Source organism: Pseudomonas sp. NPDC090755, assembly GCF_044769005.1.
GTDB lineage: Bacteria > Pseudomonadota > Gammaproteobacteria > Pseudomonadales > Pseudomonadaceae > Aquipseudomonas.
Window position 1 is genome coordinate 198,414 of sequence record NZ_JBIVXC010000002.1, and the last position, 24,033, is coordinate 222,446.

The window sequence follows — 24,033 nt, forward strand, 5'->3', positions numbered from 1 at the left end:
TCCAATGGTAGGCCGACCCGAACGCTCATGCTTCCCCTTGGCCCGGTGCCGGTCCTTTAGAGCCTAGACCACTTTGCCCGCCGAAGTTTCAGCGTGGCTCCATGTGGGCGATCATCAGTTGCACGTTTTCCTGCCCGCGAAACTCATTGACGTCGAGCTTGTAGGCCAGCTCCACCCAGCGCACCGTAGGGTTGGGCCAGACCTCGCGGTCGATACCGAAGGCGATGCCGTCAAGCTTGACCGAGCCACATTCGCTCTTGAGCACCACCTTCAGGTGCCGCTCGCCGACGACGCGCTGCTCGACCAGTTGGAACACGCCGTGGAACAGCGGCTCGGGGAAGTGCTGGCCCCAGGGCCCGGCATGGCGCAGGGCACGGGCCAGCTCCAGGTGGAACTCCTCCACCGCCAGCGTGCCATCGGACAGCAGCCGACCGGTCAGGTCGTCTTCACGCAATTGCCGGCGGACCTCCTCGTCGAATGCCTGGGCAAAGGCCGGGAAGTTGTCAGCCGGCAACGACAAGCCGGCGGCCATGGCGTGGCCGCCGAACTTGCTGATCAGGTGCGGCTGGCGCGCGGCCACGGCATCCAGCGCGTCACGGATATGAAAACCCGGGACCGAGCGGGCCGAGCCCTTGAGCATGCCCTCACCTGCATCGGCAAAGGCGATGGTCGGACGGTGGTAGCGCTCCTTGAGGCGCGAGGCGAGGATGCCGATCACCCCCTGGTGCCAGTCGGGCTCGAACAGGCACAGGCCGAACGGCATCGATTCCAGCGGCAGGTCCTTGAGCTGGGCCAGGGCCTCGCGCTGCATGCCCTGCTCGATGGACTTGCGGTCCTGGTTCAGTTCATCCAGCTGCACGGCCATTTCCCGGGCCAGGGCCGGATCGTCGCTGAGCAGGCATTCGATGCCCAGACTCATGTCGTCCAGGCGTCCGGCGGCATTCAGGCGCGGACCGAGGATGAAGCCAAGGTCGGTGGAGGTGATACGTCCATGATCGCGGCGGGCCACTTCCAGGATCGCCTTGAGCCCCGGACGCGCACGTCCGGCGCGGATACGCTCCAGCCCCTGGTGCACCAGGATGCGGTTGTTGGCATCCAGCGGCACCACGTCGGCAACGCTGCCCAGGGCAACCAGGTCGAGCAGCTCGCCGATGTTCGGCTGCGGCCGGGTGTCATAGTGGCCCAGGCTGCGCAGGCGAGCGCGCAAGGCCATCAATACATAGAACATCACCCCGACCCCGGCCAGGGCCTTGCTGGCGAAGGTGCAGCCCGGCTGGTTGGGGTTGACGATGGCATCGGCGGCCGGCAGTTCGTTGCCCGGCAGGTGGTGGTCGGTCACCAGCACCTTGAGCCCGGCGGCCTTGGCCGCCGCCACACCCTCGACACTGGAAATGCCGTTGTCCACGGTCACCAGCAACTGCGGCTGGCGCTGCAGGGCAACCTCGACGATTTCCGGGGTCAGGCCGTAGCCGTACTCGAAGCGATTGGGCACCAGGTAGTCGACATGGGCCGCGCCCAGAAGGCGCAGGCCCAGCACGCCGACGGTACTGGCGGTGGCGCCGTCGGCATCGAAGTCGCCGACGATCAAGATGCGCTGGCGTTGTGCCAGGGCCTCGACCAGCAGGTCCACCGCCGCGTCGATGCCCTTGAGCTGCTGGAACGGCAGCAGGCGTGCCAGGCTCTTGTCCAGTTCCTCCGGGGCCTGTACGCCACGGGCGGCATACAGGCGGGTCAGCAAGGGCGGCAAGTCGCCGAGAAAGGGCAAGGTCGAGGGCAGCGGGCGTGGTTCGATACGCATGGGGCGACGGGGCTTCTCGTGAATCAGGTGTAGGGGATGGGAGTACGCGGCCTCAGCCGCGCTCGCCCAGCAACCATTCGAGCTGGACTTCGTGCTGGCCGCGGTCATCGGTGACGAAGACCGTGCCTTCGCTGATCATCACATCCCACTTGATCGCACGCGGCATGTCGGTGGCCAGGGTTTCCAGCACGTCCTGGGGCACGGCAGCGATATTGAGGTTCTTCAGGCCCTTGACCGCATCGACCACTTTGTTCTGCCACACGCGCAGGCTGCCATAGGCCAGCAGGCTGGTGCGTTCGGTACGGCGCGAGCACCAGGTCAGGCGATCGGCATCGGGCTGGCCGACTTCGATCCAGTGCAGGATGCGGTCATCCAGGCTCTTTTCCCACACGGCAGCTTCGTCCACGTCCGACAGACCACGCCCGAACGACAGCTGCTCGTTGTACCACAGGGCGTAGGCCAGCAACCGCACAGCCATGCGCTCTTCGGTTTCCGAAGGGTGGCGGGCAATGGTCTGCTTGACGCTTTCGTACACACCGCGGTCAAGATCGGTGAGGTTGAGTTCAAATTTGTAAGTCGTGGAAGGCTGGGCCATGGCGGGCTTCTTGCGGCAAGAAAAAGTCGCCCAGTCTAACCGATCCCTGCAATCCTTGCCCCGCGACAGTATCTGAGCGCGCCAGCCTATGATAAAAACCCAGATTCCGACCCGCCGCCACGGATGCACCATGCCTACGCCCAGCAAACCTCTCGCCGGTCTTAAAGTCGTCGAACTCGGCACCCTGATTGCCGGCCCCTTTGCCTCTCGCATCTGCGCCGAGTTCGGCGCCCAGGTGATCAAGGTCGAGTCACCCGACGGCGGCGATCCCTTGCGCAAATGGCGCAAGTTGTACGAAGGCACCTCGCTGTGGTGGTTCGTCCAGGCGCGCAACAAACAGTCGCTGACCCTCAACCTCAAGCACCCCGAAGGCATCGAGATCCTCAAGAAGCTGCTGGCCGATGCCGACATCCTGATCGAGAACTTTCGCCCCGGTGTCCTGGAAAAGCTCGGCCTGGGCTGGGATACCCTGCATGCGCTGAACCCGAAGCTGGTCATGGTGCGCCTGTCCGGCTTCGGCCAGACCGGCCCGATGAAAGACCAACCCGGCTTCGGCGCTGTCGGTGAATCCATGGGCGGGCTGCGCTACATCACCGGTTTCGAAGACCGCCCACCGGTGCGTACCGGTATTTCCATCGGCGACTCCATCGCCGCGCTCTGGGGCGTGATCGGCGCACTGATGGCCTTGCGTCATCGCGAGGTCAATGGCGGTGAAGGCCAGGTGGTGGACGTGGCCCTGTACGAAGCGATCTTCGCCATGATGGAAAGCATGGTCCCTGAATTCGACGTGTTCGGCTTCATCCGCGAGCGCACCGGCAACATCATGCCGGGCATCACCCCGTCGTCGATCCACACCAGCGCCGATGGCAAGCATGTGCAGATCGGCGCCAATGGCGATGCGATCTTCAAACGTTTCATGCAGGCCATCGGACGCCAGGACCTGGCCGATGATCCGCAACTGGCCAGCAACGACGGTCGCGACCTGCGCCGCGACGAGCTGTATGGGGTCATCGACCGCTGGGCCGCCAGCGTGCCGCTGGATGCATTGATGCAGCTGCTCAACGAGGCCCAGGTCCCGGCCAGCCGCATCTACAGTGCCGAAGACATGTTCAGCGACCCGCAGTTCCTGGCCCGCGAAATGTTCCTGCAGGCCAAGCTGCCCGACGGCAAGCCGTTCAAGATGCCCGGTATCGTGCCCAAGCTGTCGCAGACACCGGGCTCCACCGAGTGGGTCGGCCCGGAACTGGGTGAGCACACCGAGCGCCTGCTCGGCGAGCTGGGCTACAACGCCACGGGCATCGCCCGCCTGCGCGAACAAGGAGCCATTTGATGCATTGCGCCTGACCCTGTTCCCGGCTCGCTGGTGGAGACTCGCAAATGACCAAGTGCAGGCGACAACTCGGCCCCTTGCTGGCCGCCCTGCTCTGCGCCTTGCTGCCGAGTGGCGCCTGGGCCAAGGAACGACTGCTCTGGTTGTTGCGTGATCTGCCGCCCCTGACCATCTACGAAGGCGCGAGCAAGGGCCAGGGGGTGATCGATCACTTGCTGCCGATGCTGATCGACAACATGCCCGAGTACGAACACAGCATCATCCGCGTCAACCGCGCGCGGGGCATCCAGATGCTGCAGGAAAGCGGCTTCACCTGCGACCCGACCCTGCTGTGGACACCCGAGCGGGCCCGCTACGTACACTTCTCGCAGCCAAGCCTGGGCATGCTCAGCAGCGGCCTGGTGATCCGCCAGCAGGACCAGGCCCTGGTGGCGCCCTACCTGAAGAACCAACAGGTCGACTTGCCGGCGCTGCTGGCCAACACCCCGCTCAAGCTGGGCGTGGTGGCCGAGCGCAGTTACAGCCCGCCGGTGGACGCCCTGCTCAAGACCCTGCCCAACGACACCCTCAGCCGCCACTATGGCAACGACGCAGCGGCCAATCTGCTGCAGATGCAGCAACTGGGGCGACTGCAGCTGTTGCTCGGCTACTGGCCCGAAGCCCGCTACCTGATCCAGCAACAAGGCTGGTCGAGCAATGACTACCGCTTCTACCCCATCCAGGGGGGCGCGCGTTACCAGTTCATCCGGGTGGGTTGCGCCGACACGCCGCTGGGCCGCGAGGCGGTCAAGCACATCAATCAATTGCTGCAGCCCTCGCGCCGCGAGACCCTGGCGGATCTGTACGCCCTGTGGCTCGACCCGGAACTGCGCGAGCAGTACCTGCAGGACAGCCGGCAGTTCTTCAGCGGCCAGCCTTGAGCAGGCAAAAAGAAACCCCGAACGCTGGGGAGGACGTCCGGGGTTCAATGGAAGTCCCGCGGGACTTCTGGTGACAGTAGCTCGGTGTAGGAGCCACACACCGAACCACTGTCCCTACACCTTCTGATTGCCTGCTGCGGTAAAGGTTCCGTCATATTTACGCGAATGCGGACGCCTGCCCTGGGCTTATACCTGTGCGCGCACTCATCCAGCTGCTCAGCTCGGCCCCCGGCATGGGGCGGGCGATGAAGTAGCCCTGCATCACCGGCCGACCCAGGTCCTTGAGCGCCAGCAGGTCATCGGCGCTCTCCACGCCTTCGACCACCACCTTCAGGTTCATGCGCCGGGCCATGATCATGGCGCCCGCCACCACGGCGGCCTTTTTGCCGTCCTGGCCCATGCCACGGACGAACTCGCTGGGCAGTTTCAGCTCACTGAACGGCAGTTCGAGCAAACGTTGCAGGTTGGATTCGCCCATGCCGAAATCATCGATGGCCAGCTGGCAGCCCAGAATGCGCAGATGCAGCAATGCTTCGAGTTGCAGGCTGTCCAGGGTGCTGCCTTGAGTTTCGACCAGCTCCAGGGTCAGGTCGCTGGCCGGGACCTTGTGTCGTTCCAGTGCCGCGGTGACGCGCTCGCGAAAATCGCTGCGAGCCAGCAATTGTGGCTTGATATTCACCGCCACTGGCAGCGCTCGCCCCTCGGCCAGACGATGCTGCGCGCTGAACGCCAGGGCCTGGTCCAGCACATGCCAGCTGAGGGTGTCGAACAGGTTGGCGCGCTCGATCGCCGGGAAAAACTGCGCCGGCGATAGCAGGCCGAGGGTGGGATGCTGCCAGCGCACCAGGGCTTCGACGCCGGCCAGCTTGCCGTCGAAACACACCTTGGGCTGGTAGTGCACCACCCACTGCGCCTGGCACTCGGCCAGTTGCACCACCGACAGGGCCAGCAACTGCGGATGTTGCGGCAGCGGCGGCAACCGGGGCGCGATGGCGTCCCCCTCAAGATAGCGACGCAACAGTTGCAGAAGAACCAGCGAGTTGGCCGGTTTCTGCAGGCAACCCAGGACGTTCAGCCCCAGTTGCCGGGCCAGGTCGCCGACGCTGTCGATCACGCACGGCTCGGCGCCACTGAGGATGATCAGCGAAGCGGCCAGATCGTTGTCCGCCAGGTGGCGGATCAGCGCCAGGCCATCGGTACCGTCCATCTGCAGATCGCAAATGGCGATGTCGACCCGGCCACGCCGGGACAACGTCTGACAGGCTGCCTCGACGGACTCGGCGGTGAGTACATCGAACACCCCATTGGCATTGAGCATCTGATGCAGGGCCATCAGTTGAAAGGGATGGTCCTCCAGGACCAGAACCGTCAATGAATGCATGAACGTTTACCCCGGTCAGTTTCAACAACACGGGGGCCAGACTAGGCAAGAATGCGCCACGCAGCTATCGGACACGTCCTAAAGTGTGTCCGATACATCCATCAACGACCCTTCGATATCGACCTTGCGCAGCACCTTCACCTGCTCCAGCAGCGATGGGTGGGAGCGAGGTACCGTAGCGCCGGCACAAAAAACAAAGCCCGTCAGGGACGGGCTTTGTCACAGGCCGGGCGCTCGATCAGAGCGGCTTGCCGCGGTTGCCGTGCTGGCTGACGAAGGCCTGGACGGCTTTCAAGTCATTGGCCAGGACCGTGCACTTCTCTTCCCGGGCGAACAGGTCGCTCAGGTGCGCAGGCAGTTCCAGGGCCTTGCCGACACCGGCCTTCTCCACCGCTTCCGGGAACTTGACCGGATGCGCGGTACCCAGCACCACCATCGGGGTGTCCAGGCTGCGACGGCATTCGCGTGCGGCCTTGACGCCGATCGCGGTATGCGGGTCGAGCACCTCGCCGGTCTGGGCGAAGACTTCGGCGATGGTTTCGCAGGTTTGCGCGTCATCGACGGCCAGCGAGTCGAACAGCTTGCGCGCTTCGGTCCAGCGGTCCTGTTCGACGCTGAAACCACCGCCCTGCTTGAAGTTCTCCATCAGCCCGGCGATGGCCGCGCCGTTGCGACCGTGCAGGTCGAACAGCAGGCGCTCGAAGTTCGACGAGACCATGATGTCCATCGACGGCGACAGGGTGGCGTGCAGGGTTTCCTTGACGTACTGGTTGCCGCTCATGAAGCGGTGCAGGATGTCGTTGCGGTTGGTGGCGACGATCAGTTGGCTGATCGGCAGGCCCATGTTGCGGGCCAGGTAGCCGGCGAAGATATCGCCGAAGTTGCCGGTCGGCACCGAGAAGGCCACCGAACGCGCCGGGCCACCCAGCTGCAGGGCTGCATGGAAGTAGTAGACGATCTGGGCCATGATCCGCGCCCAGTTGATCGAGTTCACCGCCACCAGGCGAGTGCCCTTGAGGAAGCCCTGGTCAGCGAAGCTGGCCTTGACCATTTCCTGGCAATCGTCGAAGTTGCCTTCGATGGCGATGTTGTGGATGTTGTCACCGAAGAGGGTGGTCATCTGCCGACGCTGGACTTCCGACACGCGCTGATGCGGGTGCAGGATGAAGATGTCGACGTTGTCGCAATGGCGGCAGCCTTCGATGGCAGCAGAACCGGTGTCGCCACTGGTGGCGCCGATGATCACCACGCGCTCGCCACGCTTGGCCAGTACATGGTCGAGCAGACGGCCGAGCAGTTGCAGGGCGAAGTCCTTGAACGCCAGGGTCGGGCCGTGGAACAGCTCCAGCACCCATTCGTTGCTGCCCAGCTGACGCAGCGGGGCAACCGCGGCGTGGGCGAACTCACCGTAGGTTTCTTCGAGGATCTTCTTGAAATCGGCATCGGCAATGCTGCCGGTGACGAACGGGCGCATCACCCGGAATGCCAGCTCGTGGTACGGCAGGCCGGCCCAGGACGCGATCTCTTCCTGGGTGAAGCGCGGCAGGTTTTCCGGCACGTACAGGCCGCCGTCACTGGCGAGGCCCGCCAGCAGGACGTCTTCGAAATTCAGGGCCGGTGCCTGGCCGCGGGTACTGATGTAACGCATGACCTATTCCTCTAACGCAAAGACTGCTCAGTTCAGTTGTTCGACGCGGATACGCACCACGCTGCCAACCACATCCTGCAAGGCTTCCAGGGCGGTGATGGCGTCGTTCATGCGTTGCTCGAGCACACGGTGGGTGAGCAGGATCATTGGCACCAGGCCGTCCTGTTCCTCGACTTCCTTCTGCATGATCGACTCGATGTTGATGCCACGCTCCGACAGGATGCTTGCCACCTGGGCCAGCACGCCCGGGTGATCCTTGGCCTGGATGCGCAGGTAGTAGGCGCTTTCGCACGCTTCGATCGGCAGGATCGGGTGCGCCGACAGCGAGTCGGGCTGGAAGGCCAGGTGCGGTACGCGGTTCTCAGGGTCGGAGGTCATGGCCCGGACCACGTCCACCAGGTCCGCCACCACCGACGAAGCGGTAGGCTCCATGCCGGCGCCCGCGCCGTAGAACAAGGTGGAACCGGCGGCGTCGCCGTTGACCATGACCGCGTTCATCACGCCGTTGACATTGGCCAGCAGGCGGTCGGCCGGGATCAGGGTCGGGTGCACGCGCAGCTCGATGCCATTGGCGGTGCTGCGGGCCACGCCCAGGTGCTTGATGCGGTAGCCCAGGGCCTCGGCGTAGTTCACGTCGGCGGTGGTCAGCTGGGTGATGCCTTCGGTGTAGGCCTTGTCGAATTGCAGCGGAATACCGAAGGCGATGGACGCCAGGATGGTCAGCTTGTGCGCGGCATCGATGCCTTCGACGTCGAAGGTCGGGTCGGCTTCGGCATAGCCCAGGGCCTGGGCTTCGGCCAGCACGTCGGGGAAGGCCCGGCCTTTTTCACGCATTTCGGTGAGGATGAAGTTGCCCGTGCCGTTGATGATCCCGGCCAGCCAGTTGATGCGGTTGGCCGAGAGGCCTTCGCGAATCGCCTTGATCACCGGAATGCCGCCGGCCACGGCCGCTTCGAAGGCGACGATGACGCCCTTCTCGCGGGCCTTGGCGAAGATTTCGTTGCCGTGCACGGCGATCAGCGCCTTGTTGGCGGTGACCACGTGCTTGCCGTTGTCGATGGCCTTGAGCACCAGATCGCGGGCGATGGTGTAGCCGCCGATCAGCTCGATGACAATGTCGATTTCCGGGTTCGTTGCGACCTCGAATACATCAGCGGTAATGGGGGTACCGGTAATCTGGCAATTCGGGTTTGGCGAACGCATGGCAATCTGTGCCACTTCAATACCACGCCCGGCACGGCGGGCGATCTCCTCGGCGTTACGCTGAAGTACATTGAAGGTACCGCCACCGACGGTCCCCAACCCACAGATGCCTACTTTGACCGGTTTCACTGTGAACTCCCCATGAAACGACCGACCTTGGGCCGATCGTGAAAACAGCCGCCACCGGCAGTGGCGGCTTGCGATTGAATTACTTGGCCAGGGCCAGCTTGGCCACTTGCGGCGCCGGCTGGTAGCCCGGAATCACCTGACCGTTCTCCAGAACGATGGCCGGCGTGCCATTGACGCCGATCGACTGACCCAGCGCGAACTGCTTGCCGACCGGGTTGGCGCACTTGGCGGCCTTGATTTCCTTGCCGTCGATCATCTTGTCCAGGGCCGCCTTGCGGTCGCTGGAGCACCAGACTGCCTGCAACTGCTCGTCACCCGACGACCCCAGGCCCTGGCGCGGGAAGGCGACGTAGCGCACTTCGATACCGCGGCGGTTGAGCTCTGGCACTTCGGCGTGCAGCTTGTGGCAGTACGGGCAGGTGGTGTCGGTAAACACGGTGATGTGTGACTTGGTTTCACCCTTGGCAGGATAAACCACCATCTCCGCCGCCGGAATGGCATTGATGGTCTTGGCGATGGCCTGACGCTCGGTTTTTTCGGTCAGGTTGACCGGCTTGCCGTCCTGGATCTGGAACAGGTAGCCCTGTACGACGAACTGGCCATCGGCGCTGGCGTACAGCACGCGACCGCCTTCGAGCTTGACTTCGTACAGGCCGTTCAAGGGGCTGGAGGCAACGCTTTCTACCGGCACGCCCAGTTCCAGGGACTGCAGGGTCTTGCGGATCGCCTGCTCGGCAGTGTCGGCGGCAGCGGCAAAAGTGCTGACCAACGCCAGGGCGGCGGTGGCGATAATCTGGGTCACGCGCATGGGAACTCCTGAAGGCGGGCAAAGGGCCGGTCATGACGCGCACGCCCTGAAACGGCGGCGATCGACGGTCCTCGATGCAAACCGTCCAAGCCTACCACATCATGTCGGCGCAGACCGCCCCCGGGCGACACATGCAATGGCGATATCCACTCAACCCCTGGGATGATGCCGGGCATGCAGCTCCTGCAGGCGCGCGCGGGCCACATGGGTGTAGATCTGGGTGGTCGACAGGTCGCTGTGACCGAGCAGCATCTGCACCACCCGCAGGTCGGCGCCATGATTGAGCAGGTGCGTGGCGAAGGCATGACGCAGGGTGTGCGGTGACAGGCTCTTGTCGATGCCGGCGACCATGGCCTGGTGCTTGATCCGGTGCCAGAAGGTCTGGCGGGTCATCTGCTCGCCACGCTGGCTGGGGAACAGCACATCGCTCGGGCGCCCGCCCAACAGCTCGTTGCGCCCGTCACGCAGGTAGCGCTCCAGCCACACCACCGCCTCCTCGCCCATGGGCACCAGGCGCTCCTTGCTGCCCTTGCCCATCACCCGTAGCACACCCTGGCGCAGGTTGACCTGGTCGAGGGTCAGGCTCACCAGCTCGGTGACCCGCAAGCCGCAGGCATACAACACTTCGAGCATGGCACGGTCACGCTGGCCGATCGGCTCGCCCAGGTCCGGCGCCTGCAACAGCGCTTCGACATCAGCCTCCGACAAGGACTTGGGCAATGGCCGCCCCAGTTGCGGCATCTCGACCTGCAAGGTCGGATCGACACCGATCAGCTTTTCGCGCAGCAGGTAGCGATAAAAGCCGCGCACGCCGGAGAGAAAACGCGCCGTGGAACGCGGCTTGTAGCCCTGCTCCAGGCGCCAGGCCAGGTGATCGAGGATCAGCTCGCGCCCGGCAGCGGGCAAGGCGATGTCGCGCTCCTGCAGCCAGCCATTGAACAGCGCCAGGTCACTGCGGTAGGACTCGCGAGTGTTGTCGGCCAGGCCTTTTTCCAGCCACAGGGCATCCAGGAATTGATCGATCAGGGGGTGTTCTAGGGCGGGCATGACAACTCGGTGGTGGGCGACGAAAAAACTGAAATTGCCGCTAGTCTTCCACAACACGGTCGGCATAGGGAGCCCGAATGAACGAACAACAGATACTGCTGACCTTCGGAGGCATAGGCGCCGCCGCCCTCGCCTGCCAGTGGCTGGCCTGGCGCCTGAAACTGCCGGCGATCCTCTTTCTACTGCTCAGCGGTATCCTTGCCGGCCCCATCCTCGGCTGGCTCGACCCCCAGGCAATGTTCGGCCCCCTGCTGATGCCGCTGGTATCACTGGCGGTGGCGCTGATCCTGTTCGAAGGCAGCCTGACCCTGCACCTGTCGCAATGGCGCGAGATCGGCACCGTCGTCCATCGCATGGTGACCCTGGGCGCCCTGTCGACCTGGGCGGTCATCACCCTGGCGACCCACTGGCTGCTGGGCTTCGACTGGATGCTGGCGACCCTGTTCGGCAGCCTGACCCTGGTTACCGGCCCGACCGTGATCGTGCCCATGCTGCGGGTGGTGCGGCCCAAGGCGACGATTGCCAATATCCTGCGCTGGGAAGGCATCGTCATCGACCCGGTCGGTGCCCTGCTGGCGGTGGTGGTCTACAGCTTCATCATCGCCAGCGCCGAAGGCGACGGCCTGAGCCAGAGCCTGATGACCTTCGCCGGGGTCATCCTCTGCGGCAGCGCCTTTGGCATCGCCGGCGGCTGGCTGCTCGGCCAGGTCATGCGCCGGCAGTGGCTCCCCGAATACCTGCACAACCTGGCGTCGCTGGCAGCGGTGCTGGGGATTTTCATTGCCGCCGACCAGGTGATCCATGAGTCGGGGCTGTTGGCGGTCACGCTGATGGGCATGTGGCTGGCCAACATGAAGGGCGTGGATGTCCGGCAGATCCTGCACTTCAAGGAGAACCTCAGCGTGTTGCTGATTTCCGGGCTGTTCATCCTCCTGGCCGCGCGCCTGGACCTGCACGCCATGCTGGGGTTGGGCCCGGCCGTATTGGCCCTGCTGCTGGTGATCCAGCTGATCGCCCGCCCCCTGAACGTCGCGCTGTCGACCTGGGGCTCGCACCTGAACTGGCGCGAGCGTGCCTTGCTGGGCTGGATCGCCCCACGAGGCATCGTCGCTGCAGCGGTGTCGGCGATTTTCGCCATTCGCCTGCACGAGGCCGGTCATCAGGGGGCGCTGCTGCTGGTGCCGCTGACCTTTGCCGTGATCATCGGTACCGTGGTGCTGCAAAGCGCCACGGCGCGCCCGCTGGCCCGCCTGCTGAAGGTTGCGGAACCGGCGCCCAGCGGATTTCTGATCATTGGGGCCAATTCGCCGGCGCGGATGGTGGCCAAGGCGCTGCAACAGCTCGATTGCCGGGTACTGCTGGCCGACTCCAGCTGGGAAAACATCCGCGCCGCACGCATGGAGGGCTTACCGACCTACTTTGGCCACCCGGCCTCGCAACATGCCGATGCGCATCTGGACCTGGTCGGCCTGGGTCACCTGCTGGGGCTGTCGCCGGCCGGTGAACTCAACACCCTGGCCTGCACCCGCTTTCGTCATGATTTCGGCCATGCGCGCCTGTTTGCCCTGGCCAGCGGCCTGGAAGCCCGGCGCAGCGACAAGCACCGGGCCAGTGACGAACATCGCGGCCATGTGCTGGGCAGCCAGGCCCTGACCTATACGCAGCTGGCCAACCAGATGACCGACGGCGCCGAACTGTACAGCACCCACTTGAGCGACACCTTTGGCTGGGAGGACTACCAGGCCCTGCATGGTGAACGGGCTAACCTGCTGTTTGCCCGCAACAGCAGTGGCTGGGTGCATGTGTTCGGGCCTGACAGTGCGTTGAAGCCCGGACCCGGGTGGACACTGGTAGCGTTGATCCAGCCAGAACAAGGCTAGCCTTCAGGGCCTCATCGCAGGCTTCGCCAGCTCCCACAATTGATCGGCATGCCCTGATAACCCTGTGGGAGCTGGCGAAGCCTGCGATGAGGCCAAACCTGCCCTGCTCAGAACCCGGGCAGTACAGGCACCGGGCGCTTGTCGTCATCGATGGCGACAAAGCTGAACAGGCCATGGATGGCCTTTTCGCGGCTGTCGCAGCTCATGCTTTCGACAAACACTTCCACCTCGACCTTGAGGCTGGTGTTGCCCACGCTGGCCACCCGGCCTACCAGCTCGACGATGGAACCGGCGGCAATCGGGTGCTTGAAGTCGATCCGGTCGGTGGACACGGTCACCAGGGGCAAGCGGCAGAAGCGCGTGGCGGCAATGAACGACACTTCGTCCATCCAGGCCAGGGCGGTGCCGCCGAACAAGGTGTTGTGGTGGTTGGTGGTGGACGGGAACACCGCCTTGGTCACCCGGGTGACCGACAGTTGGGTGCGGCGTTCGATTTCCTGCTCTCTGGGGCTCATAAACTTCACATCGGGTACAAATGACAGACAACAAAAAAGCAGCCCGAAGGCTGCTTTTTTCGCATGGCGGCCGTAGCCGCCGGTCAAACTGTCATCAGGACAGTTTTTCCTTGATGCGAGCGGCTTTACCGGACAGGTCGCGCAGGTAGTACAGCTTGGCTTTACGCACGTCACCACGACGTTTCACGGCCAGGCTGTCGATTTGCGGGCTGTAGGTCTGGAAAGTACGCTCAACGCCAACACCGTTGGAGATCTTGCGAACAGTGAAAGCACTGTTCAGACCACGGTTACGCTTGGCGATTACGACGCCTTCGAAGGCCTGCAGACGCGAACGATCACCTTCCTTCACTTTCACCTGAACGACGATGGTGTCGCCCGGGGCAAAGGTCGGGATCTCTTTGGACATCTGCTCAGCTTCGAGCTGCTGAATGATTTTGTTGGTCATGCTGTGCTCCTAAGGTAAATCTCTGATCTACCATCGATACGTTAACTATCGTCCCGCTCTCGGAGGTACTCCTCGAGCAGCTTCTTCTCTTCTCCAGAAAGTGAGCGACTTTCCAGAAGATCGGCGCGTCGTTCATAGGTCCGCCCAAGGGACTGCTGTAAACGCCATCGCCGGATGTGTGCATGGTTGCCACTAAGCAACACGTCGGGAACACGCTGATCCGCATACACCTCCGGTCGGGTGTAGTGCGGGCAATCGAGCAGACCATCGGTGAAGGAATCTTCCTCCGCCGAGTCCGCATGCCCTAAAGCTCCGGGCAGCAGTCGCGTAACCGCATCGATCAGGACCATCGCCGGCAGCTCGCCGCCAGACAGTACATAGTCACCAATCGACCACTCTTCATCGACATGAGCCTCGATAAAACGCTCGTCAATGCCTTCATAACGACCGGCTATCAGAATCAACGATTCGTGCTTCGCCAGGTCCTTGACCGCCGACTGAGTCAGCTTGCGGCCTTGTGGGCTCAGGTAGATCACCTTCGCCGCCTCTCCGGTTGCCTGCCTGGCATTCACCAGGGCGTCTTCCAGAGGCTTGATCTTCATCACCATGCCCGGACCACCGCCAAAAGGCCGATCATCCACCGTATGGTGACGATCCGTGGTGTAGTCCCGCGGGTTCCAGCAGGTCAGTTGCATCAACCCCTGTTTCACCGCGCGGCTGGTAATGCCGTACTCAGTGATGGCCGAGAACATCTCGGGGAACAACGTAATGACGTCTACACGAAGGCTTGCCATCGTTTAGAAGTCCGCGTCCCATTCAACCCTCATCTCGCCTGCAACCAGGTCGATCTTCAGCACGCATTGCTCCGTATAGGGCAACAGGCGCTCACGATCATCCAGACTGCCCGCGCAAGGCTTGACCACCATTACATCGTTCGCGCCGGTCTCCAACAGGTGATCAATCTTGCCGAACAGTTGTTCGTCCTGATTGATGACTTTCAGACCCACCAACTGGTACCAGTAGTACTCGTCGGCAGACAGGTTGGGCAAAAGGCTCCGCGAGATACAGATCTCATAACCGCTCAGAAGACGGGCTTCATCACGATCGTCGAGGCCTTTGAGCTTGGCGACCAGGTCCTTTTGAGTGGAACGGCCACTGACCAGCTCGACCTGTTTTACCTTCCCTTCGTGCCGAAGCGTCCAGTTACGGTAAGCCAACAGGTTTTCAATCGGATCGGTAAAGGAAAACACCTTCACCTCGCCGCGAACGCCGTGAACCGAAAAAATCTTGCCGACAACGATCAGGTCGTCAGCCTTTTCTGGCGTCGCGTTCATCGTGCTCAGGCAGCAGCCTTGGCAGCTTGTTTCAGCAGTTGAGCAACGCGCTCGGACGGCTGTGCGCCAACGCTCAGCCAGTGAGCAACGCGGTCTTCTTTAACGGACAGACGAACTTCCTGGCCGCGAGCGATAGGGTTGAAGAAACCAACCTGCTCGATGTGCGAACCGGTAACCGGGTTACGCGAGTCGGTCACGGTCAGGGTGTAGAATGGGCGCTTTTTGGAGCCGCCACGGGCAAGACGGATGGTTAGCATTGAACATCGTTCCTGTAGTCGGTGCTGCAAATCTATAGGCCTAGCGGGCACACGGGTGCCCGAAAGGCCGCATATTCTCAAGGAATACACGGACTTTTGCAAATGCCTTTTTGCGATGGGCAAAAGGCCTGCCTGTGGATCTGCGGTTTGAGCCGCCTTCAATCAAAGGCAGCAGTGTTCCCGCCTGGGCGGGGGTTCCGAGGGTCGGCCCGTCGTACCGGGCCGACCCTGCGAATTGGGTTACAGCTTGGGCATGCCGCCGCCGGGCATCATACCGCCCAGGCCGCGCATCATCTTGGCCATGCCGCCTTTGGCAGAAAACTTCTTCATCATCTTCTGCATCTGCTTGTGCTGCTTGATCAGGCGACCGATGTCCTGCACCTGGGTGCCCGAACCCAGGGCGATCCGGCGCTTGCGCGAACCGCTGATCAGGTCAGGGTCACGACGCTCGGCCGGGGTCATGGAGTTGATGATCGCTTCCATCTGCTTGAACTGCTTCTCGGCCGCGCCCTGGGCATTGCCCATCTGCGCCAGGTTGACCCCGCCCATGTTGGGCAGCTTGTCCATCAGGCCACCGAGGCCGCCCATGTTCTTCATCTGCTGCAGCTGGTCGCGGAAGTCTTCGAGGTCGAAGCCCTTGCCCTTCTTCAGCTTCTTGGCCAGTTTGTCGGCCTTTTCCTTGTCGAGGGTCTGTTCGGCCTGCTCGATCAGGCTGAGCACGTCGCCCATGCCCAGGATCCGCGAGGCGATACGGTCCGGGTGGAACGGTTCGAGCGCTTCGCTCTTCTCGCCCATACCGATGAACTTGATCGGCTTGCCGGTAATGGCCCGCACCGACAGCGCAGCACCGCCACGGGCGTCGCCGTCGACCTTGGTCAGGATCACACCGGTCAGCGGCAGCGCATCACCAAACGCCTTGGCGGTGTTGGCGGCGTCCTGACCGGTCATGGCGTCGACCACGAACAAGGTCTCGATCGGCTTGACCGCGGCGTGCAGGTCCTTGATCTCGGTCATCATCTCGGCATCGATGTGCAGACGACCTGCGGTATCGACGATGACCACGTCGATGAACTTCAGCTTGGCTTCACGGATCGCCGCTTCAGCGATGGCCACTGGCTTCTGGCTGATGTCGGACGGGAAGAAGGTAACGCCAATATCGCCCGCCAGTGTCTCCAGCTGTTTGATCGCCGCCGGACGGTAGACGTCAGCCGACACCACCATCACCGACTTCTTCTTGCGCTCTTTCAGGAAGCGCGCCAGCTTGCCTGCGGTGGTGGTCTTACCAGCACCCTGCAAACCAGCCATCAAGACCACAGCTGGCGGCGCGGCGTTAAGCGTCAGCTCTTCGTTGGCCGCCCCCATCATGCCTTCGAGCTCGGCCTGGACAATCTTCACGAATGCCTGGCCCGGGGTCAGGCTGCGCGACACCTCGGTGCCGACCGCACGCTCCTTGATCTTGTTGACGAAATCCTTGACCACCGGCAGGGCGACGTCAGCCTCGAGCAACGCCATACGCACTTCACGCAGGGTGTCTTTGATGTTGTCTTCGGTCAGCTTGGCCTTGCCGGTGACATGGCGCAGCGTCTGTGACAGACGGTCGGTCAGGTTTTCAAACATGGTGATCCTTTCGGGCTCTGTAGAACCGAGGTTTATCAGCTGCCTCTGGCGTGTTCGACGGGCCTTGGGCAGGGGCAGGTCGGCGATTATAACGAAGACTTAAGCCAGCGCACACCTTGCCGTCGGCTGGCAGTCTTCCTTGGCGGGCGCGTTCTATGCCAAACTCGACTCCTTTCGGGCTTGCCTAACAGGACTTATGCTCCCCTTGTCACCCAGCTTGCTACCCAATCTGATCGCCGCCTGCCTGTATGCCGCCGCGACTTTCTACCAAGGCTCGCGCCTGGCCCAGGGCGCCAAGGCCGACAAGCGCCTGCTCGGCCTGCTGGGCGCGCTGGCGGTCATCGCCCAGGGCACTGCTCTGTTCTGGCAGTTGCTCACCCCCCTGGGCCTGAGCCTGGACTTCTTCAGTGCCGCCAGTCTGATCGCCACGGCGGTGATCGCCCTGACCCTGCTGGCCTGCCTGCGCATTCCGGTGGAGAACCTGCTGCTGTTGCTGTTCCCGCTGGGGATGGCCACGGCCCTGATCGCCCAGTTCGCGCCTTCGGGCACGGTGCCGCTGATCAACGAGGAGCCGGGCATCCTGGCGCACATCCTGTTGTCGATCCTGGCCTACGGGTTGTTCACCATCGCAGTGTTCCAGTCCCTGCTGGTGCTGGTGCAGGACCACCAACTCAAGCACAAGCACCCCTCCGGACTGATTCGCAACTTCCCGCCCCTGCAGACCATGGAAAGCCTGTTGTTCGGTTTCCTCTGGGCCGGCTGGGGGTTGTTGTCGCTGTCGCTGATTTCCGGCTGGCTGTTCCTCGACAACCTGTTCGCCCAGCACCTGGTGCACAAGACCCTGCTGGCCTGCGTGGCCTGGATCGTCTTCAGCGTGCTGCTGTGGGGCCGCACCCGCCTCGGCTGGCGCGGCCACAAGGCGATCCGCTGGACCCTGGCCGGCTTCTGCCTGCTGATGCTGGCCTATTTCGGCAGCAAGCTGGTCCGCGAATTCATCCTGCATGTCTGACAGGCACAGGTAAATGGACGCCCTGCCCCTAGGCCCCTTACTCGGCGTACTGACACTGGCCCTGCTCTGGTCGGCCCTGTTCACCGCGGTGGACGCCGCCCAGCAGCAACTCAACGGCGCCCGGCGCAATGGCCAGACGGGCGAACACCCGGAACTGAACGTCACGCCCCAGGCCCTGGTGCTCTGTTCGACCCTGGGCAAGCTGCTGGTGCTGGCCCTGGCCTGCCTGATGGGCCAGCGCTACAGCGGCGAACATGGCTTCTGGCTGGCGGGCCTTGGCGCCGCCGCCCTGCTGCTGGTGCTGGCCGAATACCTGCCGCGGCAACTGGCCCGACGCAATCCCCAGACCTTCATCGGCCTGGGCAACAGCCTGCTCAGGGCGCCGCTCAAGCTGCTGCAACCCCTGGCCTGGCTGCTCGATGGCTGCGCCCGGGTGCTGCTGCGTCCGTTCCGCGTCCAGCCCCATGCCGTGGCCCTACATGAGCAGGACGACGACAGCGGCCCCGAAGACGCGCCACCGACCGATCACCGCATGAACCTGCCCGAAAGCCTGCTGGCCTTGGACAAGATCACGGTCAATGACATCCTGGTGCCGCGCAACGAAGTCGACGGCATCAACCTCGACGATCCGATCGAACAGATCATCGAGCAACTGATCATCAGCCGCCACACCCGACTGCCGGTCTACCACAGCGACATCAACCAGGTCGAAGCGGTACTCAACACCAAGCTGATCAGCCACCTGCTGCCCAAGGCCAGCCTGACCCGCGAGGCCTTGCAGGCGGCCTGCTACGACCCCTACTTCGTGCCCGAAAGCACGCCCCTGCAACTGCAACTGCTCAATTTCCACAAGCAGCAGCGACGCATGGGCGTCGTTGTCGACGAGTACGGCGAAGTACAGGGCATCGTCACCCTGGAAGACATTCTCGAAGAGATCGTCGGCGAATTCGAGGACGAGCACAGCCTCGACAACCCGCACATCCACCCCCAGACCGACGGGCGCTATATCATCGAAGGCACCGTGTCGATCCGCGAGCTGAACCGCAACCTGGGCTGGCACCTGCCCAGCGACGGCCCCAAAACCCTCAACGGCCTGGTCACCGAGGCCCTGGAAAGCATCCCGGCCAGCGCGGTATGCCTGAAGATCGGCCGCTATCGCCTGGAAATCCTCGAAACCGAGGACAATTGTGCCAGCCGCATACTGGTCTGGACCGTGACTCGCTAGCTATACTCGGGTCACGCTTACCCAGCCCGGCCGTCTAGCCCGCTACCCGCAAGGCATTGTTCGGCCGGTCCGCACTACTGAATACCGCGCGCAAACCTGCACTGCTTCACACCCCGAACAGTGTCCGCGCCCGCCCTTATCCCCTATGGGCGTATGCTCAGTCACGCGACCAATAACAACTCGCTTCGCGCTTGCGCTGTCGGCTGCCCGTGCACCCCGGCGCAGCGCCCATGGAGCACTCGACTGTCAGGGATAATCGCATGACAACCAGCAGTACTTACTCTGAAACCACCCAGGCCAGCCCCGGCAACTCGCCGGCACGGGTGGCCACCGCCAGCTTCATCGGCACCGCCATCGAGTTCTACGACTTCTACGTATACGCCACGGCCGCCGCCCTGGTGATCGGCCCGGTGTTCTTCCCGCAGACCTCGGGCACCGCACAGATGCTCTCGGCCTTCCTTACATTCGGTATCGCGTTCCTGGCCAGGCCCTTGGGTTCGGCGCTGTTCGGCCACTTCGGTGACCGTATCGGGCGTAAATCGACCCTGGTCGCCTCGCTGCTGCTGATGGGCGTCTGTACCACCCTGATCGGCGTGCTGCCGGGCTACGACAGCATTGGCGCCTGGGCGCCGATCCTGCTCTGCGTACTGCGTTTCGGCCAGGGCCTGGGCCTGGGTGGCGAATGGGGCGGTGCTGCCTTGCTGGCCACCGAGAACGCCCCCAAGGGCAAGCGAGCCTGGTTCGGCATGTTCCCGCAACTGGGCCCTTCGATCGGCTTTTTGGCCGCCAACGGCCTGTTCCTGACCCTGGCCATGGTCCTGACCGATGAGCAGTTCCGCAGCTGGGGCTGGCGCATTCCCTTCCTGCTCAGCGCCGCGCTGGTCATCGTGGGCCTGTACGTGCGCCTGAAGCTCGAAGAGACCCCGATCTTCGCCAAGGCCGTGGCACGCCACGAACGGGTGAAAATGCCGGTGGTCGAGCTGTTCGCCCAGTACTGGATGCCGGTGCTGCTCGGCGCGGCGGCCATGGTGGTGTGCTACGCGCTGTTCTACATCTCCACGGTGTTCTCCCTCAGCTACGGCGTAAGCACCCTGGGCTACAGCCGCGAGACCTTCCTGGGCCTTTTGTGCTTTGCGGTCCTGTTCATGGCCCTGGCCACCCCGCTGTCGGCCTGGCTCAGCGACCGTTACGGACGCAAGCCGGTGCTGATCGTCGGTGCGATCCTGGCGATTCTCTCGGGCTTTACCATGCAGCCGTTGCTGACCTCGGGCTCCACCGCCGGGGTGGCACTGTTCCTGGCCATCGAGCTGTTCCTGATGGGCGTGACCTTCGCCCCCATGGGCGCGTTGCTGCCTGAGCTGTTTCCGACCCACGTGCGCTACACCGGAGCGTCGGCGGCCTACAACCTGGGCGGCATCGTCGGGGCCTCGGCGGCACCGTTCTTCGCTCAGAAGCTGGTGGCGATGGGTGGCTTGAGCTGGGTGGGGGGCTATGTGTCGGCGGCAGCTGTGTTGAGCCTGATTGCCGTGCTGTGCCTGAAGGAGACCCGGCATTCGGATCTCTAGAAACCATCGCGGGGCAAGCCCGCTCCTACGATCGTAGGAGCGGGCTTGCCCCGCGATAAGGCCTTAAAGCTCTACCTTGACCGCCTGCGAAGCACGGGTCGCCTTGGCCCGAGCCGCCTCGATCGACTCGTCACGGGCCAGGCACACGCCCATGCGCCGCTGACCATTGACCTCAGGCTTGCCGAACAGGCGAATGGCCGTGTCCGGCTCGCTCAGGGCCGCGCCCAGGTTGGTGAAAGCGGTCTGCTGCGACTGGCCTTCCACCAGGATCACCGCCGAAGCCGAAGGCCCGAACTGACGAATCAGCGGGATCGGCAGGCCCAGGATCGCCCGGGCATGCAGGGCGAACTGCGACAGGTCCTGGGAGATCAGGGTCACAAGGCCGGTGTCGTGCGGACGCGGCGAAACCTCGCTGAACCACACCTGGTCGCCTTTGACAAACAGCTCGACACCGAACAGGCCACGGCCACCCAGGGCCTCGGTGACCGCCTTGGCCACGCGCTCGGACTCGGCCAGGGCCACCGGGCTCATGGCCTGGGGCTGCCAGGACTCCTGGTAGTCACCCTTCTCCTGACGATGCCCGACCGGTGCGCAGAAGGTGGTACCGCCGACATGACGTACGGTCAGCAAGGTGATTTCGTAGTCGAAATCGATGAAACCTTCGATGATCACCCGGCCCTTGCCGGCGCGGCCGCCTTCCTGGGCGTAGTCCCAGGCCTTCTGCAGGTCGTCGACGCTCTTGAGCAGGCTCTGGCCCTTGCCCGAGGAGCTCATCACCGGCTTGACCACGCAAGGGAAGCCCAGGTCCTCTACCGCCTTGCGGTAGTCTTCGAAGGTATCGGCGAAGTGGTATGGCGAGGTCGGCAGGTCCAGTTCCTCGGCTGCCAGGCGGCGGATGCCTTCGCGGTTCATGGTCAACTGCGCGGCGCGCGCGGTCGGTACCACAGTGAAGCCTTCGTTTTCCAGCTCGACCAGGGTGGCGGTGGCGATGGCTTCGATCTCCGGCACGATGTAGTGCGGCTTCTCGGCCTCGATCACCGCGCGCAAGGCGGCGCCGTCGAGCATGTTGATCACGTGGCTGCGATGGGCCACCTGCATGGCCGGGGCATTGGCGTAACGGTCCACGGCGATCACTTCAACGCCCAGGCGTTGCAGCTCGATCACCACTTCCTTGCCCAGCTCGCCGCAGCCACACAGCAGTACGCGGGTCGCGGTCGGCGACAATGGGGTTCCGATACGGGTCATTTCAGGTCCTCAGAGGGAAGGAATCCAGGGCCGTACCGTCATCGGTGCAACCCGGTGAAAAGGAGCGCCATTTTACATGAACCGGGCCGCCCGGCCTCAACCGGTGACCACCCGCTTGCGCAGGCGCCAGACCATGATCAACCACACCGCCGTCACCCCGGCGAACTTGGAGGCCAGCGCGGTGCCAACCACGGCCGGGGTCAGGGCGCCGATCATGCCGAAGAAAATGAAGGTGTCGATGGGGATACTCAGCGCCGAGCTCAGCCACAGCCGGTCGTGCAGCGGCCGCCGGGTGATGCTGAACACCAGCCAGTCGATCAGCTCCGACACCGCGAATGCGGTGGCGCTGGCCAGGGCGATGGCAGGCTCGGAGGTGACATAGGACAACACCAGGGCCACCAGCATGGCGACCAGGGCGCCATGACCGTAGCGGGTCTGCACCATGTCACGGAGGATGAAGACCAGCCCGCCCCAGGCAGACCAGATGACATCGAGGTGCGGAGCACTGGAAAAGGCGTAGTTGATCAGCACGACGCTGCTGATGTAGGCAATCAGAAAAGGCATGGAATCGACCGCTGGGCAAGCCGTACAGGGTACTGCAGCGGCCGCCCGCGGCCAAGGGGTGCGATCAGCCGGCGACACCGCCCGCAGCAAAAAACAGCCCGGCCGCTACCGCGCGCTCATGGCAACGCTTGAGCACCTGGCGCCGCTCGGCGTTGTCCATGCGGCCCCAGCGGGTGATTTCCTGGGCGCTGCGCTGGCAGCCGGTGCAGATGTCGGCCTCGTCCAGGGCACAGATATGCACGCAGGGAGAAGCGACCGGACGCTCACTGACGCTCATCAATCCTCCTCGGGAGCGAGATCGCGGGCATAGCGCTCGGCGTTATGCACGTAATGGGCAGCACTGGCCTCGAGCATTTTCTTCTGCGCCTCGGTCAGTTCGCGCACCACCTTGCCAGGCGAGCCAACCACCAGCGAGCCGTCAGGAATCTCCTTGCCCTCTGGAACCAGGGCGTTGGCGCCGATAATGCAGTGCTTGCCGATCCGCGCACCGTTGAGGATCACCGCGTTGATCCCAACCAGGCTGTAGTCGCCCACGGTGCAACCATGGAGCATGGCATTGTGACCCACGGTCACGCCCTTGCCCAAGGTCAGCGGCGACCCCATGTCGGTGTGCATCACAGTACCGTCCTGGACGTTGCTGTTCTCGCCGATGTCGATCAGCTCGTTGTCGCCGCGCAACACCGCGCCGAACCAGACATTGGCCCCGGCCTGCAGGCGTACCTTGCCAATCAGCGTGGCAGTGGGTGCCACCCAGCTGCGCGGATGGGTTTCGACCCGCAGGTCGCCCAGACGGTATTTCATGCGTGGATCCTCACGGTGCGGCGGTGATGGCGGGTGGTCCCGCTCAAATGGGTGTAAAGCGTTCAGGCGGCTGGTGCAGGCTGATGTTGGCATCGTAAAGCAAGTTGACCAACTCGACGATCATGATCGCCGACAGGCCCCAGATCTTGTACTCGCCAAAACGGTAGCTGGGCACGTACCAGCTGCGCCCCTGGTAGTCGATACGGTGGGTGTGATCGCGCGGGTCCTGGCGGAAGAACTCCAGCGGCACGCTGAACACCGCGGCGATCTCGGCATCGTTGGCCTGGTACTCGACATAGTCGGGAATCAGCCCGACGAAAGGCGTGACTTTCAAACCGTGCAACGAAATCAGCGGACTGAGCGGGCCAATGACCTCCACCAGCCCGGGCGGCAGGCCGATTTCCTCCTCGGCTTCGCGCAGGGCGGTGAACACTAGGTCCGGGTCTTCCGGGTCGCGGCGCCCACCAGGGAACGCCACCTCGCCACCATGGGTCGACAGGCCTTTGGCGCGCAGGGTCAACACCAGCTCGGGCGACTCGCTGCGGGTAATGGGCAATAACACCGCAGCCTCGGGAAAACGATGATCGGTCTCCAGGGTGCTCGGCGTATGACTGCTCACGCGGCGAAGTAGCTCGTCCAGCATTGCTCTCTCTCGATTCCAAAGCCTGTCGTGCATGATGCACCAAAGCCGCTGGCCGCCCAACCCCTGCAGCAACC

The 24,033-nt window shown here is 63.6% G+C and carries 24 protein-coding genes; 6 read left to right on the plus strand and 18 right to left on the minus strand.

The features are described from left to right. Positions 1–88 precede the first annotated feature (88 nt). A complete protein-coding gene (gene recJ, locus ACIQUS_RS04775) occupies positions 89–1,798 on the minus strand; it encodes a single-stranded-DNA-specific exonuclease RecJ (protein ID WP_403043548.1) in 1,710 nt (569 codons plus the stop codon). 52 nt (positions 1,799–1,850) lie between these two features. Beyond that, positions 1,851–2,393 (minus strand): YaeQ family protein, encoded by a 543-nt coding sequence (locus ACIQUS_RS04780; protein ID WP_403043550.1) that lies wholly within the window; start codon positions 2,391–2,393, stop codon positions 1,851–1,853. A 130-nt stretch (positions 2,394–2,523) separates the two neighbouring features. On the opposite strand from ACIQUS_RS04780, the gene ACIQUS_RS04785 reads away from it, so the two are divergent. Beyond that, entirely contained in the window at positions 2,524–3,723 is a 1,200-nt protein-coding gene (locus tag ACIQUS_RS04785) for a CaiB/BaiF CoA transferase family protein (RefSeq protein WP_403043552.1), read from the plus strand. A gap of 47 nt (positions 3,724–3,770) precedes the next feature. After that, the gene (locus tag ACIQUS_RS04790) at positions 3,771–4,643 is read left to right on the plus strand and encodes a TIGR02285 family protein (RefSeq protein WP_403043555.1); all 873 of its coding nucleotides are present in this window, start codon (positions 3,771–3,773) and stop codon (positions 4,641–4,643) included. Between the two features lie 157 nt (positions 4,644–4,800). Here ACIQUS_RS04790 and ACIQUS_RS04795 read toward each other — a convergent pair whose 3' ends face one another. The 5 genes from ACIQUS_RS04795 to xerD form a co-directional block, all read right to left on the minus strand. Continuing rightward, on the minus strand, positions 4,801–6,024 hold the full coding sequence (locus ACIQUS_RS04795; RefSeq protein ID WP_403043557.1) for an EAL domain-containing protein: 1,224 nt from the start codon (positions 6,022–6,024) through the stop codon (positions 4,801–4,803). Positions 6,025–6,262: 238 nt separating this feature from the next. Further along, positions 6,263–7,672, minus strand: coding sequence for a threonine synthase (gene thrC / locus ACIQUS_RS04800; protein ID WP_403043561.1), 1,410 nt, complete (start codon positions 7,670–7,672; stop codon positions 6,263–6,265). Between the two features lie 27 nt (positions 7,673–7,699). After that, on the minus strand, positions 7,700–9,004 hold the full coding sequence (locus ACIQUS_RS04805) for a homoserine dehydrogenase (protein WP_403043564.1): 1,305 nt from the start codon (positions 9,002–9,004) through the stop codon (positions 7,700–7,702). A 79-nt stretch (positions 9,005–9,083) separates the two neighbouring features. Then, positions 9,084–9,812: a bifunctional protein-disulfide isomerase/oxidoreductase DsbC gene (gene dsbC / locus ACIQUS_RS04810; RefSeq protein ID WP_403043568.1), complete on the minus strand. Its 729-nt coding sequence runs from the start codon at positions 9,810–9,812 to the stop codon at positions 9,084–9,086. A 150-nt stretch (positions 9,813–9,962) separates the two neighbouring features. Beyond that, on the minus strand, positions 9,963–10,859 hold the full coding sequence (gene xerD, locus ACIQUS_RS04815; protein WP_403043571.1) for a site-specific tyrosine recombinase XerD: 897 nt from the start codon (positions 10,857–10,859) through the stop codon (positions 9,963–9,965). Between the two features lie 77 nt (positions 10,860–10,936). Between xerD and ACIQUS_RS04820 the strand changes: the two genes are divergently transcribed. Then, positions 10,937–12,739, plus strand: a complete 1,803-nt coding sequence (locus ACIQUS_RS04820; protein WP_403043574.1) for a cation:proton antiporter — start codon at positions 10,937–10,939, stop codon at positions 12,737–12,739. A 107-nt stretch (positions 12,740–12,846) separates the two neighbouring features. Here ACIQUS_RS04820 and ACIQUS_RS04825 read toward each other — a convergent pair whose 3' ends face one another. The 6 genes from ACIQUS_RS04825 to ffh all read right to left on the minus strand — a co-directional run bounded on the left by ACIQUS_RS04825 (position 12,847) and on the right by ffh (position 16,907). Then, entirely contained in the window at positions 12,847–13,254 is a 408-nt protein-coding gene (locus ACIQUS_RS04825; protein WP_403043576.1) for an acyl-CoA thioesterase, read from the minus strand. Between the two features lie 94 nt (positions 13,255–13,348). Continuing rightward, positions 13,349–13,699, minus strand: coding sequence for a 50S ribosomal protein L19 (gene rplS / locus ACIQUS_RS04830; RefSeq protein WP_133216976.1), 351 nt, complete (start codon positions 13,697–13,699; stop codon positions 13,349–13,351). 41 nt (positions 13,700–13,740) lie between these two features. Then, positions 13,741–14,493, minus strand: a complete 753-nt coding sequence (gene trmD, locus ACIQUS_RS04835; protein WP_285864022.1) for a tRNA (guanosine(37)-N1)-methyltransferase TrmD — start codon at positions 14,491–14,493, stop codon at positions 13,741–13,743. Positions 14,494–14,496: 3 nt separating this feature from the next. After that, the gene (gene rimM / locus ACIQUS_RS04840) at positions 14,497–15,033 is read right to left on the minus strand and encodes a ribosome maturation factor RimM (RefSeq protein ID WP_403043583.1); all 537 of its coding nucleotides are present in this window, start codon (positions 15,031–15,033) and stop codon (positions 14,497–14,499) included. A 5-nt stretch (positions 15,034–15,038) separates the two neighbouring features. Next, a complete protein-coding gene (gene rpsP, locus ACIQUS_RS04845; protein ID WP_038614163.1) occupies positions 15,039–15,290 on the minus strand; it encodes a 30S ribosomal protein S16 in 252 nt (83 codons plus the stop codon). A gap of 240 nt (positions 15,291–15,530) precedes the next feature. Beyond that, on the minus strand, positions 15,531–16,907 hold the full coding sequence (ffh, locus tag ACIQUS_RS04850; RefSeq protein ID WP_403043587.1) for a signal recognition particle protein: 1,377 nt from the start codon (positions 16,905–16,907) through the stop codon (positions 15,531–15,533). A 196-nt stretch (positions 16,908–17,103) separates the two neighbouring features. Here ffh and ACIQUS_RS04855 point away from each other — a divergent pair, with 196 nt between their 5' ends. The 3 genes from ACIQUS_RS04855 (at position 17,104) to ACIQUS_RS04865 (ending at position 20,706) form a co-directional block, all read left to right on the plus strand. Further along, on the plus strand, positions 17,104–17,916 hold the full coding sequence (locus ACIQUS_RS04855) for an inner membrane protein YpjD (protein WP_403043590.1): 813 nt from the start codon (positions 17,104–17,106) through the stop codon (positions 17,914–17,916). A 13-nt stretch (positions 17,917–17,929) separates the two neighbouring features. Next, complete coding sequence (locus ACIQUS_RS04860; RefSeq protein WP_403043593.1) at positions 17,930–19,141, plus strand: transporter associated domain-containing protein; 1,212 nt, start codon at positions 17,930–17,932, stop codon at positions 19,139–19,141. 260 nt (positions 19,142–19,401) lie between these two features. Continuing rightward, on the plus strand, positions 19,402–20,706 hold the full coding sequence (locus ACIQUS_RS04865) for an MFS transporter (RefSeq protein ID WP_403043596.1): 1,305 nt from the start codon (positions 19,402–19,404) through the stop codon (positions 20,704–20,706). 63 nt (positions 20,707–20,769) lie between these two features. Here the strand turns inward: ACIQUS_RS04865 and purT are convergent, their stop codons facing one another. The 5 genes from purT to ACIQUS_RS04890 all read right to left on the minus strand — a co-directional run bounded on the left by purT (position 20,770) and on the right by ACIQUS_RS04890 (position 23,959). Next, positions 20,770–21,951, minus strand: a complete 1,182-nt coding sequence (gene purT / locus ACIQUS_RS04870) for a formate-dependent phosphoribosylglycinamide formyltransferase (RefSeq protein WP_403043599.1) — start codon at positions 21,949–21,951, stop codon at positions 20,770–20,772. A gap of 96 nt (positions 21,952–22,047) precedes the next feature. Then, complete coding sequence (locus ACIQUS_RS04875) at positions 22,048–22,515, minus strand: VUT family protein (protein ID WP_403043602.1); 468 nt, start codon at positions 22,513–22,515, stop codon at positions 22,048–22,050. Positions 22,516–22,579: 64 nt separating this feature from the next. Next, on the minus strand, positions 22,580–22,792 hold the full coding sequence (locus tag ACIQUS_RS04880) for a DUF1289 domain-containing protein (protein WP_403043604.1): 213 nt from the start codon (positions 22,790–22,792) through the stop codon (positions 22,580–22,582). After that, positions 22,792–23,316 carry a gamma carbonic anhydrase family protein gene (locus ACIQUS_RS04885; protein ID WP_403043607.1) on the minus strand — a complete coding sequence of 175 codons (525 nt, stop codon included), beginning with the start codon at positions 23,314–23,316 and terminating at the stop codon, positions 22,792–22,794. Before ACIQUS_RS04885 ends, ACIQUS_RS04880 begins: the two co-directional genes overlap by 1 nt. A 43-nt stretch (positions 23,317–23,359) precedes the next feature. Further along, positions 23,360–23,959 (minus strand): CoA pyrophosphatase, encoded by a 600-nt coding sequence (locus tag ACIQUS_RS04890; protein WP_403043609.1) that lies wholly within the window; start codon positions 23,957–23,959, stop codon positions 23,360–23,362. Between the last annotated feature and the right edge of the window lie 74 nt (positions 23,960–24,033).

Coding starts and splice junctions, on each gene's coding strand:
- ACIQUS_RS04825 (WP_403043576.1), bottom strand. CDS start 13,254: ATGAGCCCCAGAGAGCAGGAAATCGAACGCCGCACCCAACTGTCGGTC.
- recJ (WP_403043548.1), bottom strand. CDS start 1,798: ATGCGTATCGAACCACGCCCGCTGCCCTCGACCTTGCCCTTTCTCGGC.
- thrC (WP_403043561.1), bottom strand. CDS start 7,672: ATGCGTTACATCAGTACCCGCGGCCAGGCACCGGCCCTGAATTTCGAA.
- ACIQUS_RS04780 (WP_403043550.1), bottom strand. CDS start 2,393: ATGGCCCAGCCTTCCACGACTTACAAATTTGAACTCAACCTCACCGAT.
- trmD (WP_285864022.1), bottom strand. CDS start 14,493: ATGGCAAGCCTTCGTGTAGACGTCATTACGTTGTTCCCCGAGATGTTC.
- dsbC (WP_403043568.1), bottom strand. CDS start 9,812: ATGCGCGTGACCCAGATTATCGCCACCGCCGCCCTGGCGTTGGTCAGC.
- ACIQUS_RS04880 (WP_403043604.1), bottom strand. CDS start 22,792: ATGAGCGTCAGTGAGCGTCCGGTCGCTTCTCCCTGCGTGCATATCTGT.
- rpsP (WP_038614163.1), bottom strand. CDS start 15,290: ATGCTAACCATCCGTCTTGCCCGTGGCGGCTCCAAAAAGCGCCCATTC.
- ACIQUS_RS04785 (WP_403043552.1), top strand. CDS start 2,524: ATGCCTACGCCCAGCAAACCTCTCGCCGGTCTTAAAGTCGTCGAACTC.
- ACIQUS_RS04820 (WP_403043574.1), top strand. CDS start 10,937: ATGAACGAACAACAGATACTGCTGACCTTCGGAGGCATAGGCGCCGCC.
- xerD (WP_403043571.1), bottom strand. CDS start 10,859: ATGCCCGCCCTAGAACACCCCCTGATCGATCAATTCCTGGATGCCCTG.
- rimM (WP_403043583.1), bottom strand. CDS start 15,033: ATGAACGCGACGCCAGAAAAGGCTGACGACCTGATCGTTGTCGGCAAG.
- ffh (WP_403043587.1), bottom strand. CDS start 16,907: ATGTTTGAAAACCTGACCGACCGTCTGTCACAGACGCTGCGCCATGTC.
- ACIQUS_RS04795 (WP_403043557.1), bottom strand. CDS start 6,024: ATGCATTCATTGACGGTTCTGGTCCTGGAGGACCATCCCTTTCAACTG.
- ACIQUS_RS04890 (WP_403043609.1), bottom strand. CDS start 23,959: ATGCTGGACGAGCTACTTCGCCGCGTGAGCAGTCATACGCCGAGCACC.
- ACIQUS_RS04860 (WP_403043593.1), top strand. CDS start 17,930: ATGGACGCCCTGCCCCTAGGCCCCTTACTCGGCGTACTGACACTGGCC.
- ACIQUS_RS04875 (WP_403043602.1), bottom strand. CDS start 22,515: ATGCCTTTTCTGATTGCCTACATCAGCAGCGTCGTGCTGATCAACTAC.
- purT (WP_403043599.1), bottom strand. CDS start 21,951: ATGACCCGTATCGGAACCCCATTGTCGCCGACCGCGACCCGCGTACTG.
- rplS (WP_133216976.1), bottom strand. CDS start 13,699: ATGACCAACAAAATCATTCAGCAGCTCGAAGCTGAGCAGATGTCCAAA.
- ACIQUS_RS04855 (WP_403043590.1), top strand. CDS start 17,104: ATGCTCCCCTTGTCACCCAGCTTGCTACCCAATCTGATCGCCGCCTGC.
- ACIQUS_RS04885 (WP_403043607.1), bottom strand. CDS start 23,316: ATGAAATACCGTCTGGGCGACCTGCGGGTCGAAACCCATCCGCGCAGC.
- ACIQUS_RS04790 (WP_403043555.1), top strand. CDS start 3,771: ATGACCAAGTGCAGGCGACAACTCGGCCCCTTGCTGGCCGCCCTGCTC.
- ACIQUS_RS04865 (WP_403043596.1), top strand. CDS start 19,402: ATGACAACCAGCAGTACTTACTCTGAAACCACCCAGGCCAGCCCCGGC.